General features: G+C 73.3%; 14 protein-coding genes. 1 reads left to right on the plus strand and 13 read right to left on the minus strand.

Annotation, left to right across the window (positions count from 1 at the left end; translation table 11 throughout):
• Positions 1 to 6: 6 nt before the first annotated feature.
• From C4J65_RS32565 to C4J65_RS32610, 10 genes are all read right to left on the minus strand, one after another.
• Positions 7 to 1,740, minus strand: coding sequence for a GAF domain-containing SpoIIE family protein phosphatase (locus tag C4J65_RS32565; protein WP_115745656.1), 1,734 nt, complete (start codon positions 1,738 to 1,740; stop codon positions 7 to 9).
• Complete coding sequence (locus tag C4J65_RS32570) at positions 1,737 to 2,798, minus strand: ATP-binding SpoIIE family protein phosphatase (protein WP_115745657.1); 1,062 nt, start codon at positions 2,796 to 2,798, stop codon at positions 1,737 to 1,739. Before C4J65_RS32570 ends, C4J65_RS32565 begins: the two co-directional genes overlap by 4 nt.
• Entirely contained in the window at positions 2,798 to 3,238 is a 441-nt protein-coding gene (locus tag C4J65_RS32575; RefSeq protein ID WP_115745658.1) for an anti-sigma regulatory factor, read from the minus strand. The genes C4J65_RS32570 and C4J65_RS32575 overlap by 1 nt, the downstream gene beginning before the upstream one ends.
• Entirely contained in the window at positions 3,238 to 3,669 is a 432-nt protein-coding gene (locus C4J65_RS32580; protein WP_115745659.1) for an STAS domain-containing protein, read from the minus strand. The genes C4J65_RS32575 and C4J65_RS32580 overlap by 1 nt, the downstream gene beginning before the upstream one ends.
• A complete protein-coding gene (locus tag C4J65_RS32585) occupies positions 3,666 to 4,565 on the minus strand; it encodes an STAS domain-containing protein (protein WP_115745660.1) in 900 nt (299 codons plus the stop codon). Before C4J65_RS32585 ends, C4J65_RS32580 begins: the two co-directional genes overlap by 4 nt.
• Positions 4,566 to 4,726: 161 nt before the next feature.
• The gene (locus C4J65_RS32590) at positions 4,727 to 5,119 is read right to left on the minus strand and encodes an STAS domain-containing protein (RefSeq protein ID WP_115745661.1); all 393 of its coding nucleotides are present in this window, start codon (positions 5,117 to 5,119) and stop codon (positions 4,727 to 4,729) included.
• A 115-nt stretch (positions 5,120 to 5,234) separates the two neighbouring features.
• Positions 5,235 to 7,682 (minus strand): SpoIIE family protein phosphatase, encoded by a 2,448-nt coding sequence (locus C4J65_RS32595; protein ID WP_115745662.1) that lies wholly within the window; start codon positions 7,680 to 7,682, stop codon positions 5,235 to 5,237.
• The gene (locus tag C4J65_RS32600; protein ID WP_115745663.1) at positions 7,679 to 11,674 is read right to left on the minus strand and encodes a HAMP domain-containing protein; all 3,996 of its coding nucleotides are present in this window, start codon (positions 11,672 to 11,674) and stop codon (positions 7,679 to 7,681) included. Before C4J65_RS32600 ends, C4J65_RS32595 begins: the two co-directional genes overlap by 4 nt.
• Positions 11,675 to 11,944: 270 nt before the next feature.
• Positions 11,945 to 12,379: an ATP-binding protein gene (locus C4J65_RS32605; RefSeq protein WP_087811184.1), complete on the minus strand. Its 435-nt coding sequence runs from the start codon at positions 12,377 to 12,379 to the stop codon at positions 11,945 to 11,947.
• Positions 12,380 to 12,509: 130 nt separating this feature from the next.
• A complete protein-coding gene (locus tag C4J65_RS32610) occupies positions 12,510 to 14,417 on the minus strand; it encodes an AMP-dependent synthetase/ligase (protein WP_115745664.1) in 1,908 nt (635 codons plus the stop codon).
• 154 nt (positions 14,418 to 14,571) lie between these two features.
• Between C4J65_RS32610 and C4J65_RS32615 the strand changes: the two genes are divergently transcribed.
• Positions 14,572 to 14,808, plus strand: coding sequence for a DUF6480 family protein (locus C4J65_RS32615; RefSeq protein WP_115745665.1), 237 nt, complete (start codon positions 14,572 to 14,574; stop codon positions 14,806 to 14,808).
• A gap of 4 nt (positions 14,809 to 14,812) precedes the next feature.
• Here C4J65_RS32615 and C4J65_RS32620 read toward each other — a convergent pair whose 3' ends face one another.
• The 3 genes from C4J65_RS32620 to C4J65_RS32630 all read right to left on the minus strand — a co-directional run bounded on the left by C4J65_RS32620 (position 14,813) and on the right by C4J65_RS32630 (position 19,567).
• A complete protein-coding gene (locus C4J65_RS32620) occupies positions 14,813 to 15,904 on the minus strand; it encodes a glutamate--cysteine ligase (RefSeq protein ID WP_115745666.1) in 1,092 nt (363 codons plus the stop codon).
• A gap of 72 nt (positions 15,905 to 15,976) precedes the next feature.
• Positions 15,977 to 18,202, minus strand: a complete 2,226-nt coding sequence (gene glgB, locus C4J65_RS32625; RefSeq protein WP_115745667.1) for a 1,4-alpha-glucan branching enzyme — start codon at positions 18,200 to 18,202, stop codon at positions 15,977 to 15,979.
• Between the two features lie 3 nt (positions 18,203 to 18,205).
• The gene (locus C4J65_RS32630) at positions 18,206 to 19,567 is read right to left on the minus strand and encodes a maltokinase (RefSeq protein ID WP_115745668.1); all 1,362 of its coding nucleotides are present in this window, start codon (positions 19,565 to 19,567) and stop codon (positions 18,206 to 18,208) included.
• Between the last annotated feature and the right edge of the window lie 26 nt (positions 19,568 to 19,593).

Consider the following 19,593-nt stretch of genomic DNA (forward strand, 5'->3'; position numbering starts at 1 on the left):
CGGGGATCAGTCCGTACCACGCAGGTGACACAGCAGCAGACACACGTCGTCGTCCCGCTCGGAGTCGCTGAGCATCGGACGCAGGATCCCGTCGGCCGAGCCCTCCAGGTCCGCGTCCAGCTCCGCCGGACCGAACGACCCGAGCGCGTCCGCCAGCCGCGCGATGCCCGGGTCTATGCCGCGGGCGCGGCGCTCCACCAGACCGTCCGTGTACAGCGCGAGCGTCGAACCGGGCGCCATCGGCACCCTGTGGTCCGCGATCACCTGGCGCATCGGGATGCCGAGCATCGCACCGGGTTTGGCGTCCAGGGTGCGAACCCGTCCGTCCGGGGTACGCAGCACCGGCGGCGGATGACCGGCGGCCGCCCACGTCACCGTCGGGTCGTCGGGGTGGAAGCGGGCGATGACCGCGGTGGCGAACAGGTCGGGCTGCAAGTGGTGCAGGAAGGTGTGCAGTTGGGTCAGCAACTGCCCGGGGCTGCCCCCGTCGACCGCGTACGCGCGCAGCGCGGTGCGCAGCTGGCTCATCATCACGGCCGCCCGCAGCCCGTGCCCGGTGACGTCCCCGACCACGGCGATGACACCGCCGTCGGGCTGCCGGAAGGCGTCGTACCAGTCGCCGCCGATGTTCAGCCCGTGGGTGGCCGGCAGATAGCGCGCGGCCAGGGCGAGCCCGGGCGGGGCCGGCAGCTCCGTCAGCAGGGCCCGCTGGAGCGTCTCGGCGATGTCGCGGTTGTGCTGGTAGCGCTGGGCGTGATCGATCGCGATGCTGGCCCGCCGGGTCAGCTCCACCAGCATCACGGCGTCGTCCGGGTCCCAGCGGTCCCCGGGCGGGGACAGGGTCACCACGCCCAGCGGCGCCTGCCGCGTCGGCAGCGGGATGCACAGCAGGGGCCGGTCCGGGGCGAGCGCCGAGGGCGGCTGGTCGTCGACGCCGGGCAGTCCGCCGGGATGCGCGGCGGCGTACTGCGGGCGACCGGTGCGGGCGGCGACCACCGCGGCGGCCGCGTGGGCGGGCCCCGGCCGGTCGCCGTCCTGGTCGAACAGCCAGATGTCCACACCGTCCGCGTACTCCGGCACCAGCAGCTCCGGCAGCCTGCGGACGATCTCGTGATGGTCCAGTGACGCCGTCAGCACCGCGCTCGCGTCCGCGAGGAACGTCAGCCTGCGCCGGGCGTGCTCCGCCTCCGTACGCGCCTTGCGCTCGGCGGCGAACGCCTCGCGCTGGGCCCGCCCGGCGGCGTCCAGCTCGGCGTGCAGCGCCACCACGCCCTGGTTCGTCTGCTGGAGCTCCTCCCGGTGGAAGTCGACCAGGCCCTCCTGCTCGGTGAGCCGCTCCAGCACCAGCGCCGTGTCCTCGTCGGCACCCAGCAGTGCCTCAGCCAGCTCCGCCGGGTCGTCCGCCACGGCGGCGGCGCCGACGTCCGCCGACGCCTCGGGGCACGGCACCGTGACCCGCCACGGCGGCTGTCCCGCGGCAGCGGCCTCGGGCGACGGCGTCACCACGGCGTGCAGCACGCGCTGCCCGGCCTCCGGAGCGGTGCGGGAGAGCGTGCCCGTCTCCAGGGTGAGCCGCCAGGTGCCGCCCTTGGTCAGACACTGCCGCAGCTGTGCGCCGAGGGCGGCCGTCAGCCGCGCGCGTTCCACGGGCGGCACACCGAGGGCCGTCGCCAGACGTGCGGCGGCGATGCGTGCCGCCGCCGCGCCGGTGACGTCGCTGATCTGCCAGGTTCGGGTCATGGGCCATCCGGCGGGTTCGGGGCCAGCACGGCGACGGCGGTGTCGTCCCGCACGGGCCGCGCCGAGCTGCTGGCGTCACGGATCGTGACGGCGGCGGTCACCGCCGGGTCGGTGGTGGTGCGGCAGGTGTCGGACGTCGGCGACCAGCGGCTCGGCAGACCGTCGCTGTGCAGGACCAGCACCCGGTCGTCGGCCCAGGCGGTCTCCTCCTCGCGCAGCGTGGTGGGCCGGTGGGTGCCGACGATGCCGGGCCGCGACACCAGGTGCCGCCAGGTGCCGCCCTCGCACAGCCGCGCCCCGATGTTGCCGACGCCGGTGAACCGGAGGACCGAGGCCCGCGTGTCGACCTGGGCCACCGCGACGGCGGCGCCGCGGGTGCCGGACAGCGCCCGGTCCAGTCGCCGCACCGCCTCGCCGGGCGGCAGGTGGGCCGAGGCGCGCAGTGCCTCCACGGCGGCGGTCGAGGCACGGGCGGCCTCCGGGCCGTGGCCCAGACCGTCGGCCAGCATCAGCGTGACGAGGTCGCCGTCCCGGACCCAGGCCCAGGCGTCGCCCGAGTACTCCGCGCCGCCGAACGGGACGTTCACCGCGCCGGCCCGCAACCGTCCCGCCGGACCGGGATCGGCGGCGCGGGACCCGGACACGCCGATCCGGGCGACCACCACCGTGCCCCGGCCGGGGACGCTGTGCAGGTCGAAGTCGTCGGCGACGCGCGCGCAGGTGCCGAGGCCCGCCCCCAGGGAGCCCGTGGTGGTGAAACCGTCGCGCAGCGCGGCGGAGACGTCGGCGATCCCCGGGCCGTGGTCGACCGTCGCGACCTGCACGCGCGGCCTCGGCTGCCCGCCGGCCGCGAGGACGGGAGGGTCGACCACGTCGACGACGACCCGGCCGCCCCCGGCGTGCTTGAGCAGGTTGGTGGCCAGCTCGGTCGCCACCAGCGCCGCCGCCGAGGTCCGCTGCTCGTCGAGACCGGCCAGGGCCGCCGCGTGCTCGGCGGCCACCCGGGCGTCCCGCACCCGGGTCGAGTCGTGCACCGGGACGTCCCACACGCGGGGCATCAGGACTCCTCCCGCGGGCGTGGCGGCCGGCCCACCCAGGACGCCACCCGCACCGTCGTTCCGGAGCCCGGGGCGCTCTCGATCGCGAACTCGTGCACCAGGCGCCGCGCGCCGCCCAGCCCCATGCCGAGTCCGTCGCCGGACGTGAACCCGTCGCTGAGCGCCTGTTCCAGGTCCGGGATGCCGGGCCCCTCGTCGCTGAAGGTCAGCCGCAGCCCGTGCGTGGTCCCCTCCATGAGCGACTCCGTCTCCATCGTGCCGCCACCGCCGTACACCAGCGTGTTGCGGGCCAGCTCACTGGCCGCCGTGACCAGCTTGGTCTGGTCCACCAGGCCGAAGCCGAGCTGGGCGGCGGCCTGGCGCACATGCTGTCGCACCCATACCAGATCCATGTCCGAACGGATCGGCAGGCGGGCCTGGGAGCCCGCGGCGGTGTGCATCACTGACTCTCCCGGCGCAGGCCGCCGAAGCGGGACGACGGGGCCTGCTGCCCGAGGAGCTCCATGGCCACCTCGGTACTGAGCGCGGTGTGCACGCCCGGCAGCGTCAGCCCCAGCTCCACCAACGTGATGGCCACCGCGGGCCGCATCCCGACCAGCACCGTCCGCGCCGCCAGCAGACCGGTCTGCCCGGCGATCTCGGCCAGGACCCGGCCGAGGAAGGAGTCGACGATCTCCACGCCCGAGACGTCGATGACCACGCCGGTGGCGCCGGCGCGCACGATGGTCTCGGCGAGATCCTCCTGGAGCTGCTGCGCCGTACTGTCGTGCAGATCCCCCTGAAGGGTGACCAGGAGGACCTCGCCGAGCCGCAGGACCGGTACATGCCCCGTCACCGGAGCCCCGTGGGGCCCGGGAAACGCCTGGCTCACCGCGCGACCGCACCGTTCGTGCCGGGCGTCACGATGCCGACCCCGAGCTGGTGCAGCACGTACCCCAGCGCGTCGGCGAGGCTCGCCCGGGTGACCACCGTGCCCAGGTCCAGACCGAGGTGGACCATGGTCTGCGCGATCGCGGGCCGGATGCCGGAGACGATGCACTCGGCGCCCATGAGCCGGGCCGCCGCGACCGTCTTCATCAGGTGCTGCGCCACCAGCGAGTCGACGGTCGGCACGCCGGTGATGTCCAGGATCGCGTAGCGCGCCTGCTGCTCCACGATGGACTCCAGCAGGGTCTCCATCACCACCTGGCTGCGCGCGCTGTCCAGCGTGCCGATCAGCGGAACGGCCACGATGCCGTCCCACAGCTTGATGACCGGCGTGGCCACCTCCAGCAACTGCAGCCGCTGGCGGTCGATGAGCGCCTGCCCCTCGCTGAGCGCCGTCTGCATCACCACCACCCGCAGGGTGCCCATCAGCACGTTCAGCGCGGTGACACACTCCCGGACGTGTTCGGCCGGGGCCTGCTCGGGCAGGTCGGCCACCAGCAGGTTCTCGACGGGGGGACGCAGCGCGGCCAGCTCGTTCGACACCTGCGCGGTGCTCAGCCCGGCGCGCGAACGGGCTGCGCCCATTCTGGCCAACTGCTCGCGCACCGCCGTGAATCCGGCGGCGTCCGGGTCCTCGACCCGTGCCGCGTCCGCGACTTGGGCCAGCGCGTCCACGACGGCCTTGCCCGCCTCGACCGCCTCGTCGCGCGAGACGGTGAACACGGCCCGGAACAAGGGCTCGTCCGCCCATCGCTGGGCGATCTGCTCACGGCGGCGCCGCAGAAAGTCCCTGACCTCGCGCGTCGGCGCTCCCGCCGTTCCCTCCGCCTGTTCCGGCACCTGTCCCACTCCTCATCCGCGTTGCGTCGCACCCCACCCCGACCGGGACGGTGTGCCGGCGACGTGACCCAGCCGGTCGACAACTCTAACCACCCGCCGACCTGGCGCGTCACCTGCTTCCGCGCGACCGGTACGGGACGGGAACACGGGCGTGCCGCGGCTCAGGCGTCGGGCACCCGCGGACCCTCCGGCTGGGCGTCCACACGGGCGAGGGCCTCGTCGAGGCTCTCCGAGACCGGCACCGTGATGCTCACCCCCGTCAGGTCCAGGACGCGCAGCACCGCCGGGGCCGGCGCGATGATATGCACGCTGCCCGGCAGCTCGCGGGCCTCCTGATAGACCCGCAGGATGATGTTCATGCCGGACGAGTCCATGAACGGGACCGCCGACAGATCAAGCAGGAAGTGCCGCCGGCCGTGGTGGAGCTGGTTGGCCAGATGGTGCTGGAACTCGGTCGCCGTGTCGACGTCCAGGTACCCCTCCACCTCGAGCAGCGCGACATCCTCCCGGGGCAGCGTCACCTCGACGGACAGCGGGTTCTGGGCCATGGGCACGTGTACCTCCAACGAACGCGGCGACGCGGCGGACCGGAGTGTGGCCCACCGCGCCGGGCGGATACCCCCGAAACCCGTCTCCATGCCTGCCGGCCGGACCGGTCGCCGCCGTGCCTCAGCCCACCCGGATGCCCACCAGACACGTGTCGTCGTCCGTGTCCGACCTGCTGTAGGTGAGCAGCCGGTCCAGATGCTGGTCCAGGGTGTTCGGCGTCGGACGCACCGTGCTCAGCAGCTGGGCCAGCGCCTCCTCCACCGGCCGGTCGCGGCGTTCGATCAGACCGTCGGTGTACATCAGCAGCGTGTCCCCGGCGGCCAGCTGCGCCTCCGCCTCCTCGTACGCGGCCTCCGCCACCGCCCCCAGCAGCATGCCCCGCACCAGCGGAAGCGGCTTGGCCCCCGGGCCCCGTACCAGCACCGGCGGCAGATGGCCCGCCCTGGCCCAGCGCAGCGTGCGCCGGGCCGGGTCGTACAGACCGCACACCGCCGTGGCGGTGACCCCGCCCGTCAGATGGTGCGCCACGATGTTGAGCCAGGACAGCAGCTGTCCGGGACCGGCCCCGGTGACCGCGAGACCGCGCAGCGCGTTGCGCAGCACCACCATGCTGGTCGCCGCCTCTATCCCGTGCCCGGCGACGTCCCCCACGCACAGCAGCACCAGCCCGCTCGGCAGCATCACGGCGTCGTACCAGTCGCCGCCCACCAGCTGCTCCGTCTCCGCGGGCCGGTACCGGACGGCCACCTGGAGGTCCGGCACCTGCAGCGGGGTCTGGGCGGGCGGCATGATGGCGTGCTGCAACTGCAGGGTGAGCCGGTTGCGTTCGACGGCCTGCTGCTCGGTGTGCGCCAGCTGGTCGCGGGTCGCGGCGAGCGCCACCTCCGTCCAGTGCTGGGCCGAGATGTCCTGGCAGGCACCCCGTACGAGGAGCAGCCGGTCGTCGGTGTCCAGGACCGGCTCGGCCACCACCCGCACGTGTCGGGTCACGCCGTCGGGCCGCCGCAGCCGGAACGCCGCCGACGCCGAACGCCGGTGGTGCAGCAGCGTGCGCAGGAACCGCCCGATGGTGACCGCGTCGTCCGGGTGGGCGTGGGCGGCCAGCTCCTCCAGCGGCACCGGCGTGCTCGTGTGCGGGCGCCCGTACAGGTCGAACAGCTGTCCGTTCCAGGTGATCTCGCCGGTCAGCAGGTTCTCCTCGAAACCGCCGATGCGGCCGAGTCGCTGGGCGTGCTGGAGAAGGCTGGCCAGCCGGGCGGTCTCGTCCTCGATGCGCCAGATGAGCAGCACGGCGTTGCCGTGCCGGCTGACGCTGATGTCCGCGACCGCCGACAGCGGCACCTGGTCCACCAGCGCGGTCAGGTTCAGATGCCGGGCGCGGAACGGCTCGCCCGTGGCGTACACGCGCTCCACGTTCTGGAACAGCTCGCTGTCCCCGGCGGCCATCGGATAGGCCTCGAGGAGCAGCGCACCGCCCACCACGGCCCGCGGCCGTCCGGCCGGATCCATGAAGCGCTTGTTCACGTGCTGGATGCGGAAGTCCGCCAGATGCCCCGCCGCGTCCAGGTGCGGCACCAGCACCAGGGCGGGGTCGTGCAGCCCGTCGGCCAGGTCCATCAGCTCCACCGCGTCCGGGACGACCCGCGGCTCCTGCCCGGGCCGGCGCGGCGGCGTGTACGACTCCAGGGTGTGCGCGCACAGCTCCGCCAGGGCCTCCACCTGACGGACCACCTGCGGGGGCTGCGGGGCCAGCGGCACCGGCCAGGCGATCTCCAGCACGCCGTGGATGCGCCCCCCGGTGCCGGCGGGCACGGCGACCCTGCCGCCGTCCGGGTACTGGTGCCGGCCCACGCTGGGCAGCCCCGTCCGGGCGAGGGAGGCGAACCACTGTCCCGAGCGCTCGGTCAGTCCGCACCGGGCCACCGTCGCCACGTCCGGCGGCACGTAGCGCCAGCGGGCCGCCTCCGCGGGCGGGAACCCGGCGCTGCCCACCAGGGTGAGCGCCCCGTCGTACCCGGCCGACCAGATGGCCACCGCGACCGCGCCGAGCGGGCGCAGCGCCTGCTCCAGCAGCGCGTCGGCGACGGCCTGGGTGTCGTCCGCGGCCAGTGCGCCGCTCTCGGCCGCCCGCAGGCGTACGGCGGCGGACTCCGCCACCGCCTCCTCGGCACCCGCGCCGTGCGTGTCCTCTTCGGAGTCCGTGGCCCGCACCGCGGCGGTGGCCGCGAGGAACGCGTCCGTCACCTCCGACACGCGGTCCCGGGCAGCCTGGTTGATGACGTCGACCGCGAACTCCAGCGGCGTCGCCCGGGACTGCTCGGCCAGCTCGGCGAGCTGCCGGGCGGCCTCGGCCGGGCCACAGCCGAGCCGCGCGACCAGGATGCCCTTGGCCAGCTCGACCAGCGCCCGGCCCTCGGCCTCCGCCTGGGCGGCGCGCACCTCGCGGCTGAGCCGGTCCACCGTGGCCGCCAGCCTGCCCACGGGCGACAGCGGCGCCATGCCGACCGGCTCGGACAGGTCCCGCCGGACACCGCCGCCCGGCTCGCCGGGCCGCTCGGGCACGCTCATGCGGGCAGCCACCGGCGGACGCAGGCGATCAGGTCCTGGGTGTCGACGGGTTTGGTGACGTAGTCGCTGGCACCCGAGGCCAGGCTCTTCTCCCGGTCGCCCGGCATCGCCTTGGCCGTGACCGCGATGATCGGCAGCTCGGCGTACCGCGGCATGCGGCGGATCTCGGCCGTCGCCGTGTAGCCGTCCATCTCCGGCATCATCACGTCCATCAGGACCAGCGCGACGTCCGGGTGGTCCACGAGCGCCTCGATGCCACGGCGGCCGTTCTCCGCGTGCAGCACCCGGAAACCGTGCAGCTCCAGGATCCCGCTGAGCGCGAACAGGTTGCGCGCGTCGTCGTCGACGACGAGGACGGTGCGCCCGGCGGGCGGACCCTGACCGGCCCGCGGGTCCGGACGCGGCGGCTCCTCCGGCCGCACCAGGGACAGCACGTCCCCGGGTTCCTCGGCGGCCAGGTGCAGCGCGATGCGCTCGCGCAGCTCGTCGAGGCCGGACAGGAACTCCAGGGCCCCGCCTGCCGCGCGCGAGCGCAGGTCCTCCTCCACGGCGGCGTCCGCGCGGTGACCGCTGTGCACGAGCACCGGCACGCTCGCCAGCGCCGAGTCGCCCCGCAGCGCCCGCAGGAAGCGGGACGCCTCGCCGTCCGGCATGCCCAGCTCCAGGACGACGCAGTGGCACGGCTCGGCGGCCAGCGCTCCGGCGGCCTCCTCGGCGCCCACGGCCGTGATGACGTCGAGCGGGGGCCGGTCGCCGGCGTCGTCCCGCCCGTGCGTCAGGTCGGCGACCACGCTCTCCGCGACGAGGGTCAGCAGGCCGCGCGGCCGCTCCTCCACGACGAGCAGGCGCCGCGGCCGCCCACGGTGGCCGCCGGTCGGTTCGGCCACCGGGGCCGGACGGTCGAGAACGCCGGCGGACGCGTCGGCAGGCAGCTGCTCCGGGCCGCGGGCCAGCAGGTCCTCGAAGTCGGGCCGGGCCACCGGCAGGTAGAGCGTGAAGGTGCTGCCCCGGTCGGGCGTGCTGTCCACCGTGACGGCGCCGCCGAGGAGCTGGGCGATCTCCCGTGTGATGGACAGGCCGAGCCCGGTGCCGCCGTACTTGCGGCTCGTCGTGCCGTCCGCCTGCTGGAAGGCGCCGAAGATCGACTCCAGGTTCTGCTCGGGGATGCCGATGCCCGTGTCCTTGACCCGGAAGGCCACCACGGGCCCGCCCCGCACCACGCCCCCAGGCACCTCGTCGTCCGGTGCCGGTTCGACGGCCAGCGCCACGCCGCCCCGCTCGGTGAACTTCACCGCGTTGGACAGCAGGTTGCGCAGCACCTGTCGCAGCCGGGAGTCGTCGGTCAGCAGGTCCGCCGGTGCCCCGGGGGCCGTCGTGACGGTGAACTCCAGGCCCTTCTGGCTCGTCATGGGCCGGAAGGTGGCCTCGACGTACTCGATGAGCCGGCCCAGCGTCACGCGCTCGGGGGAGACGTCCATCTTGCCCGCCTCGACCTTCGACAGGTCCAGGATGTCGTTGATCAGCTGCAGCAGGTCCGAGCCCGCCGAGTGGATGATGCCCGCGTACTCGACCTGCTTCGGGGTGAGGTTGCGCGAGGGGTTCTGGGCGAGCAACTGGGCCAGGATGAGCAGGCTGTTGAGCGGGGTGCGCAGCTCGTGGCTCATGTTGGCCAGGAACTCCGACTTGTACTTCGAGGCCAGCGACAGCTGCTGGGCGCGTGCCTCCAGCTCCTGCCTGGCCTGCTCGATCTGCAGGTTCTTCGCCTCGATGTCCCGGTTCTGCGCCGCGAGCAGGGACGCCTTGTCCTCCAGCTCGGCGTTGGAGTGCTGGAGTTCCTCCTGCTGGGTCTGCAGCTCCGCGGAACGGGCCTGGAGTTCGCCGGTCAGGCGCTGCGACTCGGCGAGGAGTTCGTCGGTACGCGCGTTGGCCACGATCGTGTTGACGTTGACGCCGATGGTCTCCATCAGGATGTCCAGGAAGTCCCGGTTGATCTGGCTGAACGCGGCGACCGAGGCCAGTTCGATGACCCCGAGGACCTGCCCCTCGACCACGATGGGCAGCAGCACCAGCGCGGCCGGGACCACTTCGCCGAGCCCCGAGGAGATGGTCAGGTAGCCCGGCGGAAGCTCGTTCACCGTGATGGTGCGCCGGCTGCGGGCGGCCTGGCCGACCAGGGTACGGCCGAAGGCGATGCGGGTGGGTCTGGCCGTGTCCTCCGGGTAGCCGTAGGAGCCGACGAGCCGCAGCTCGGGGCCGTCGTCCCCGTCCTCGGCCAGGTAGAAGGCGCCGTACTGCGCCGACACCAGCGGCACCAGCTCGTCCATGATCAGCTCGGCGACGACGGGCAGGTCCCGGTGCCCCTGCATCAGGCCGGAGATGCGGGCGAGGTTGGTCTTGAGCCAGTCCTGCTCCTGGTTGGCCCGCGTGGTCTGGCGCAGGGACTCCACCATGGCGTTGATGTTGTCCTTGAGCTCGGCGACCTCGCCGGACGCCTCCACGTTGACCGAGCGGGTCAGGTCGCCCTCGGCGACGGCGGAGGTGACCTCGGCGATCGCGCGGACCTGGCGGGTGAGGTTGCCGGCCAGCTCGTTGACGTTCTCCGTGAGGCGCTTCCAGGTACCGGAGACGCCCTCCACCTCGGCCTGGCCGCCGAGCCGGCCCTCGGTGCCCACCTCGCGGGCCACCCGGGTGACCTCGTCGGCGAAGGCGGAGAGCTGGTCGACCATGGTGTTGATGGTCGTCTTGAGTTCGAGGATCTCGCCGCGGGCGTCGACGTCGATCTTCTTGGACAGGTCGCCCCGGGCCACCGCGGTCGTCACCAGGGCGATGTTGCGCACCTGATTGGTGAGGTTGTTGGCCATCGAGTTGACGTTGTCGGTGAGGTCCTTCCAGGTGCCGGCGACGTTCGGCACGTTCGCCTGGCCGCCGAGCCGCCCGTCGGTGCCGACCTCCCGGGCGACCCGGGTGACCTCGTCGGCGAACGCCGACAGCGTGTCGACCATGGTGTTGATCACGTCGGCCAGCGCCGCGACCTCGCCCTCGGCGTCCACGGTGATCCGCTGCGACAGGTCGCCCCGGGCCACCGCGGTCGCCACCTGTGCGATGGAGCGCACCTGACCGGTCAGGTTGGACGCCATCACGTTGACGTTGTCGGTGAGGTCCTTCCAGGTGCCCGACACCCCGCGCACCCGGGCCTGCCCGCCCAGGTTTCCGGCCGTGCCGACCTCGCGGGCGACGCGGGTGACCTCGTCGGCGAAGGCGGAGAGCTGGTCGACCATGGTGTTGATGGTGTTCTTCAGCTCCAGGATCTCGCCGCGGGCGTCCACGGTGATCTTCTGGGAGAGGTCGCCCTTGGCCACGGCGGTGGCCACCTGGGCGACGTTGCGGACCTGGTTGGTCAGATTGCCCGCCATGAAGTTCACCGAGTCGGTGAGGTCGCGCCAGGTGCCCCGGACGCCCTGGACGTCGGCCTGGCCGCCGAGCCGGCCGTCGGTGCCGACCTCGCGGGCGACGCGGGTGACCTCGTCGGCGAAGGCGGAGAGCTGGTCGACCATGGTGTTGATGGTGTTCTTCAGCTCCAGGATCTCGCCGCGGGCATCCACGTCGATCTTCTGGGAGAGATCCCCCCTGGCGACCGCCGTGGCCACCTGGGCGATGTCACGGACCTGGGTGGTGAGGTTGCCCGCCATGGCGTTGACGGAGTCCGTCAGGTCGGCCCAGGTGCCCGAGACCCCCGGCACCCGCGCCTGCCCGCCGAGGGCACCCTCCGTGCCGACCTCGCGGGAGACCCGCGTGACCTCGGAGGTGAACACGGACAACTGGTCCACCATGCCGTTGAAGACCTTGGCGATGTCGCCCATCAGCCCGTCCGCGTCGTCCGGCAGACGGGTGCCGAAGTCGCCGTCCCGCACGGCCGTCAGGCCCGCCAGGAGACGGCGCAATTCCTGATCGCCCGGAACCGCGTCGACCGGTCCCGTGCTGTCGCTGGTCATGCGCACCCTCGTTCCGCTCCCCGGGGGTCCTCGCGGCGAGGACCCACCACCCCCTGCCGGACCGTTCGGGCGGTCCGGCCTCCCGTGCCCGCGTTCGCGCAGTTCACGGAGTCGCCCCCAGCAGAAAAATACGCCAGAGGCTAACCCAGGTCCCCGGCGCGGACAAAGCGATGTGTCACCCGGCCGAACGCCTGCCCCCGTACGGGTCACGCCCGGCCCGTGCGGATCGCCGTCCACGACGACACGGGGTGGTGCCCCGGCGGCTGCCCGTCACCAGGGCAGGAAGACGTGGATGTCCTTGCCCCGTTCCCCGGTGACCACGCTCACCTGGTCGGACAGGGTGTGGATCAGGTGCCAGCCGATGCCGCCGCCGCCCTTGCTCGGATGGAAGGGGCGCGGCGCGGGCTCCGTCGTGCTGGTGTCGTGCATCACCACGTGCACACCGTCGAAGGTACGCCGCAGTCGCAGTTGGAACGGCCCCGGAGCGTACTGCACGGCGTTGGCCGCCAGCTCCGTGACGACGAGGAGGATGTCGTCCCAGTGCTCGGGCGCCGCGGGCGGCGCCGCACGGGCGAGGTCGTAGAGGAACTCCTCCGCGACCAGCCGCGCACCGGTCACGTTGTGCAGCTCCCCGGTGAAGCTGGCGGTGCGGTTCGTGATCTCCTCGGAAGCCAGTGTCCTGTCCCAACGCGACTCGGCTGCCATTGCGCCTTCCCGGCCCGGCACGGGCCGGGCGTCGTTCCTTCTCCTTCGCATCCCCTTCGTTGGTAAGTTCCCGTGCGGGCCGAACCTAGTCGCGCCGGTGTGCCGGGCCGGGGGCGGGACGGGCGCCGGTTCAGCGGAAGAACACGTTGTCCGTGTCCTCCCAGGGGGCCGGCTCCTGCGGCGGCGGCGCCGGCCGGTGGTGGGACCGCGCGTCGTACATCGCGTCGATCTCCAGGGAGTAGGTCCGTACGATCTCGTCCCGCCGGAGTTTCATCGACGGGGTGAGCAGTCCGCCCGCCACGTCGAAGGGGGCGGGCAGGACCCGGAAGACCCTGATCGACTCCGACCGCGACACCGCGCTGTTGGCCGCGGCCACGGCCCGGGCGATCTCCTCCCGCAGCGCGTTCTCCTCGCGTGCCTCCCGGGCCGGGGCGTCGCCGGGCAGGGCCAGGGACGCCCGCCAGTGCGTCAGGAACTCCGGGTCGAGCGTGATCAGCGCACCGACGCAGGGCCGGTTGTCGCCCACCAGCACCGCCTGGTGGACCAGCGGGTGCATCCGCAGCCGCTGCTCCAGGGCGGCCGGGGCCACGCTCTTGCCGCCGCTGGTGATGATCACGTCCTTCTTGCGGCCGGTGATCGCCAGGTAGTTCTCGTCGTCCAGGTGCCCGAGGTCGCCGGTGGCCAGCCAGCCGCCGCGCAGCACCTCGCGGGTGGCGGTCCCGTCGCCGACGTACCCCTGGAACAGTGACGGCCCGCGCACCAGGATCTCCCCGTCGTCGGCCATCCGGATCTCCATGCCGGGCAGCGGCTGCCCGACGGTGCCCGACTTCTCCCGGCCCAGCGGCTGCATCGTCAGCCCGCCGCTGGTCTCCGTCAGCCCGTAGCCGTCGTGCACGTAGACGCCGATGCCCTCGTAGAAGAGGGCGAGCTCGCGGCTGAGCGGCGAACCGCCCGACGTGGCCCGGGTCACCCGGCCGCCCAGCGCGGTGCGCAGCCGCCGGTACACCGTCCGTTCGTACAGGGCGTGCTGGAGGCGCAGGTCGAAGCCGGGCCCGGTTCCCCTGCCCAGGCGCCGGCGCTCCAGCGCCGTGGCGAAGTCGCGCGCCGTGTCCGCGGCCCGCTCGAACAGGGCGCCGTGTCCCGCCTGCTGTGCCGTGCGCAGGAAGTTCTTGTAGATCTTCTCCAGGACCGACGGGACGGCGTACAGATACGTCGGACGGAAGGAACGCAGGGCCGAGGAGAGCGCCTCCCCGGTCAGCACGGGCTCGTGGGCCAGGAGGATCCCGCCGCGGACGCACAGGTTCTGGATCATCAGCCCGTACACGTGCGAGAAGGGCAGGTAGGCGAGGACCGCGCCCTGCTCTCCCGGGGGCGCCACCGTGTGACCCCAGCCGGCGAGCAGCGTGTCGCACGGGGCGGCCAGGCCGCGGTGGCTCAGCGCACAGCCCAGCGCGCGCCCGGAGGTGCCCGAGGTGTAGGCCACCACCGCCGTGGCGTCCGGCAGCACGATGCGGCGCATGGAGTCGACCGTGGCGGACGGGAGGAACGCGCCGCGCGCCACCAGCGTGTCCAGCGCGCCCGCGTCCAGCTGCCAGACGTGGCGCAGCGCGGGCAGCGAGGCGCACACCGAGCCGACGGTCATCACGTTCTGCTCGTCCTCGACCAGCACGCCCACGCAGCCCGCGTCCCGCAGGATCCACTCCACCTGGTCGCGTGAGGAGGTCGGGTAGATCGGCACGACCTCGGCGCCCACCGTCCACAGGGCGTAGCTGAAGACCGTCCACTCGTACCGGGTGCGGGCCAGGATCGCGACCCGGTCGCCCGGCGAGATACCGCTCGCGATCAGGCCCTTGGCCAGGTCGACCACCTCGTCGCGGAACTCCACCGCGGTCACCTCGTCCCACGCCGTGGAGCCGGGGCCGCGGCGCCGGGCGAGCATCGGCAGGGTCGGCGTGCGGGCGGCCGTCTCGAAGAGGCTGTCGGCGAGACCGCCGGTCAGCGACGGGACGGCCCGGGGAGCGAGTGCGGGGTCGTGCATGCGCCGGCTCCTGACGTGTACGGACGGTGACGTCGCCGACGAACACCGTGGTCGACGGTGCTCGGAGGCTAGCCCAGCCGCAGGCGGCGGGGGGCCCGGACGGCAGAAGTGTTCCCACCCGGTGATCTCGGCCCGATCGGGGGACCCGGGGTACATGACCTACGTGAATCCGGATCCCGAACCCCGACTCAGCACCGGCCTGGAGCCGGGCGGCGGCGTGCCGCCCGGGGAGACCCCGCCGGCGGAGAGCAGCATGCCCGAGGCAGGCCCGCAGGACCTGCTCAGCAATCCCGCCAAGGGCTGGGCCAAGGGCCCGATGGCCCTGATCCTCGCGGTCGTGCTGCTCTTCGCGGTGGGCCTGCTGGGCTACGCCCTGGCCCTGATCTACTGATGTCTCAGACCGCCTGAGTACGGCGCACGCACGCGGCGACGACCTCCCGCAGGCTGCCGGTGCGCGCCAGCAGTTCGCGCTGCACCCGGGCGCCGTTGCCGTGCCCCAGCAAGTCCTCGACACCCTCGCGCACCCGTTCCAGGTCGCCCGCGGCCGCGAGGGCCTCCCCCGCGTGTTCCAGCAGGTCCCGTACGACCGTCTCGGCCGGCATCCGCCGCATGGTCGCCGGGTGGAGCAGCTCACTCGTCAGCCCGGACCGGGCGGCCCGCCAGGCCGCGAGACGGAGCAGACTCACACTGTGCTCGGCCGGTTCCGCGCCCCCGCGCCACTCCCGCGCCGCGGTGTCGACCAGCGCCCGGGCGAGCGCGGCGAGGACGACGGCCGTCGAGGCGTCGAGGCAGACGTCGGCGACCCGGAACTCGACCGTCGGATACCGCTGGGAGAGCCGGATGTCGAAGTAGACCATCCCGTCGTCCAGGATCGTCCCGGTGGCGAGCATGTCCGCGACCCTGCGGTGGTAGCGCTCCGCCGAGCCGAACAGCTCCGTGGGACCGGCCGACGGCCAGCGCTGCCACACCCGGCTGCGATAGCTGCTGTACGAGGAGTCCCGGCCCTGCCAGAACGGCGAGTTCGCGCTCAGCGCGGCCAGCACCGGCAGCCAGGGCCGCACCCGGTCGATCACCGCGACGCCCTCCTCGTCGGAGTCGACCGAGACGTGCACGTGGCACCCCAGGACCAGCTGCTCGTGGACCACGACACCGTACTGCTCGGCCATCCACTCGTAGCGCCGGTTCACGCCGATGGACGGCGTCACCGGCAGCGGTGAGGTGGCGAGCGCGGCGACCGCGCACCCGATCCCTCCGGCATGCCGCCCGGCCTCCTCGCGGCAGCGGACGATCTCGGCGTGCAGCCGCTCCATGTCCGCCTGCGGATGGGTGGCGAACTCGAGCATCTGCTCGTGCAGCTCCTTCTCGAAGACGTCCTGCCCGGAGCCGTCCAGGAACGCCCGGGCGAGCACGGCCGCGGACAGCGCCCGCGGCTCACCGGTCGCGGGATCGACCAGGAGGAGCTCCTCCTCCACTCCGACGGTGCGCACGTGATGCCGCCTCTCTGTGGGCCGGTGCCACCGACCGACTGCCCCGGACAGCCGGCCGGACACCTGGCCGGCTCACGGGGCGTACGGCATCAGCCACACCGTCGCCAGCGGGGGCAGCGTGATCCGGACGCTCCCGTCCTCCGGCTTCACCGGGTCCGGGTTGGTCACGCCGCTGCCGCCGTACTCCTCGGCGTCGGTGTTGAGCACCTCCTGCCAGGCGACGGCCTCGTCGCCGACGGCGAGCCCGTAGTCGTGCCGCACGACCGGCGAGAAGTTCGACACCGCCAGCAGCGGAGTCCCGTCCGTGCCGTACCGCAGGAACGCGAAGACGTTGTCCTCGGCCGCGTCCACCGAGACCCAGCGAAAGCCGGCCGGGTCGGTGTCGCGCTGCCACAGGGCGGGGGTGCGGGCGTAGCGGGTGTTGAGCTCGCGGACCAGGTCCCGCACCCCGCGGTGGTCGCCCGCCGAGTGGTACCCCTCGTCGAGCAGCCACCATTCGGGGCCCTGCTTCTCCGACCACTCGGCACCCTGCGCGAACTCCTGGCCCATGAACAGCAACTGCTTGCCCGGGTGCGCCCACATGAAGCCCAGGTAGGCGCGCACGTTCGCCCGCCGCTGCCACCAGTCGCCCGGCATCTTCGACACCAGCGCCTGCTTGCCGTGCACCACCTCGTCGTGGGAGATCGGCAGCACGTAGTTCTCGCTGTACGCGTACACCATCGAGAAGGTCATCTCGTGGTGGTGGTACTTGCGGTGCACCGGTTCGTGGGCGACGTACTCCAGCGAGTCGTGCATCCAGCCCATGTTCCACTTCAGGCCGAAGCCGAGCCCGCCGGTGTCGGTCGGCCGGGTCACCCCGCCCCACGCGGTCGACTCCTCGGCGATGGTCACCACGCCCGGGCAGCGCCGGTAGACGGTCGCGTTCATCTCCTGGAGGAAGGCCATGGCCGCCAGGTCCTCCCGGCCGCCGTACTGATTGGGCTCCCACTGGCCGGAGTCGCGCGAGTAGTCGAGGTACAGCATCGAGGCGACCGCGTCCACGCGCAGGCCGTCGATGTGGAACTCCTCGCACCAGTACACGGCGTTCGCCACGAGGAAGTTGCGCACCTCGGTCCGCGCGAAGTCGAAGGTGTACGTGCCCCAGTCCGGGTGCTCCGCGCGCCGGGAGTCCCCGGGCTCGTACAGCGGGTCGCCGTCGAAGCGGCCCAGTGCCCAGTCGTCCTTCGGGAAGTGCGCCGGCACCCAGTCCATGATCACGCCGATGCCGGCCCGGTGCAGCGCGTCGACCAGGAAGCGGAAGTCGTCCGGGGAGCCGAGGCGCGCGGTCGGCGCGTAGAAGCCGGTGACCTGGTAGCCCCAGGACGGCCCGTAGGGGTGCTCCGCGACCGGCATCAGCTCGACGTGGGTGAAGCCCAGGTCCTTGACGTAGGCGGGCAGCTCCTCGGCCAGCTCGCGGTAGGTCAGCCCGGGCCGCCAGGACGGCAGGTGCACCTCGTACACCGAGAACGGCGCCTCGTGCACAGGCGTGTCGGCCCGGGTCCGCATCCATTCCGCGTCGCTCCACTCGTAGCGCGAGGCGGTCACCACGGACGCGGTGTTCGGCGGCTCCTCGGCCGCGCGGGCCATCGGGTCGGCCTTCAGGAACCGGTGCCCGTAGCGGGAGTGGATCTCGAACTTGTACCGGGTGCCCTCGCCGACGCCGGGCAGGAACAGCTCCCACACCCCGGACGAACCGAGCGAACGCATCGGGAACGCGGTGCCGTCCCAGTGTGTGAAGTCGGTGGCGACCCGCACCCCCTGGGCGTTGGGCGCCCACACGGTGAACCGGGTGCCGGTGACGCCCTCGTGCGTCATCGGCTCGGCACCGAGCGCCTGCCACAGCTGTTCGTGCCGGCCCTCGCCGATCAGGTGCAGGTCCAGCTCGCCGAGGGCGGGCAGGAAGCGGTACGGGTCGTGCGTCTCCTGCGCCTCGCCCTCGGCGTACGCCACCACCAGCGTGTACGCCGGGACCCCGGCTAGCGGCAGGACACCGGAGAACAGGCCGTCCTCCTCCGACGCGAGGGCGTGGCGCTCACCGTCCACGACCACACCCACCTCGCGGGCGAAGGGACGCAGCGCCCGGAAGGCGATGCCGCCGGGCACCGGGTGGGCGCCGAGCAGGGCGTGCGGGTCGTGGTGGGCGCCCGCCAGCAGGCGCCCCCGGTCGGTGGGGTCCAGGGGCGGCGCGGTCGCGCACACACCGGGTGCGGGTGCGACGGGACCGGACGGCTCGGGGATCGAGGTGTCGCGGAGGGCCACGGGTCAGTCTCCTCTCACGGCGAGTCGTTCGATCGCCGCCATGGGTACGGGAAGCCAGTCGGGGCGGTGCCGGGCCTCGTACAGCACCTCATACACGGCACGGTCGGTCTCGTAGGCGCGCAGCAGGCCGTGCTTCTTACGGGGGTCCCACCCGGCGCGGGCGGCGTAGCCCGCGCAGAACGCCTCCCGGCAGCGGCGCGCCCACTCCGGGCGCCACGGCCGGCGCTGCCGGGCTGCGTAGTCGAAGGAACGCAGCATCCCCGCGATGTCCCGCACGGGGGAGTGGGCGCTGCGCCGCTCGGCCAGTGGACGCGAGGGCTCGCCCTCGAAGTCGATGACGAACCAGTCCCGGCCGGCCCGCAGCACCTGACCGAGGTGCAGGTCGCCGTGGATGCGCTGGGCGGGCGGTCCCGAGTCGCAGGTGGACAATGCCGCGAAGGCCGCCCGCAGGCCGGGGACGAAGGGCTGCAGCGCCGGTACGCAGTGCGCCGCCGCGGTCAGCCGCTCGGTCATCGCCGCCGCCGTGCGGCCGTTCTCGCCGGGAGCGCCGACCGGGAAGGCGGAGGCCAGCGCGAGGTGCACGTCACCCATCGCCTGCCCCAGCTCGTGGGCCCGCACGGTGAACTCGTCCCCGGCGGCGAGCGCGTTGAGGGACAGGGTCCAGCCGTCGGAGGCGCCGTGCAGGAACGGCTGGAGCACGCCGAGCGTCGCCCCGTACGGATGGGTCGTGCGCATCCAGGCCACCGGCGCCGGCACCCGGCCGCAGCCCTGCCGGGCCAGCGCGTCCGGCACCTCCAGGTCGGGGTTGACGCCGGGCTGGATGCGGCGGAACAGCTTCAGGATGAACTCGTCGCCGTAGATCAGCGAGGAGTTGGACTGCTCGGCGTCCAGCAGCCGCGGCGCGAGACCGCCGGGCACCGGCCGCGCGGGGTCGGCCTCGAAGCGCAGGGGGCCCGCCTTGCCCGGGTGCCGGAGCCGTTCCAGGAGCAGCTGGGCGGTCCGGGGGTCGTGCAGCGCGTCGTAGACCGTCCGCCCGGCCAGCGGCCCGTCCTGCACCTGCCCGATGACGGCCCGGCCCAGCCGCGGCGCGGGCTGCTCGCGCACGCCGAGGAGCAGCTGGTAGCAGTCCCCGGCCGGGGGAACGCCGCCCGGGGAGGGCACGGAGCCCTGCCCGGTGTGCACCAGGAGGTGCAGACAGCCCGGGAACAGTTCGGTCATCGACAGCAGACCCAGCTCGGCCACGGGCCGGTCCTTGCCCGCGAACCAGCGCTGGCGCGGCAGCCACTGGCGCAGCAACTCGCCGAGCGACGCCATCGGCTCGGCGAGCTGCCTGCGTCTGGGGCGCAGGGGTGCGGTCTTCGGCATGGTGACGCGTCCTTTCCTCGGCCCAC

This window comes from Streptomyces sp. CB09001 (assembly GCF_003369795.1).
In the GTDB taxonomy this organism is placed as follows: Bacteria; Actinomycetota; Actinomycetes; order Streptomycetales; family Streptomycetaceae; genus Streptomyces.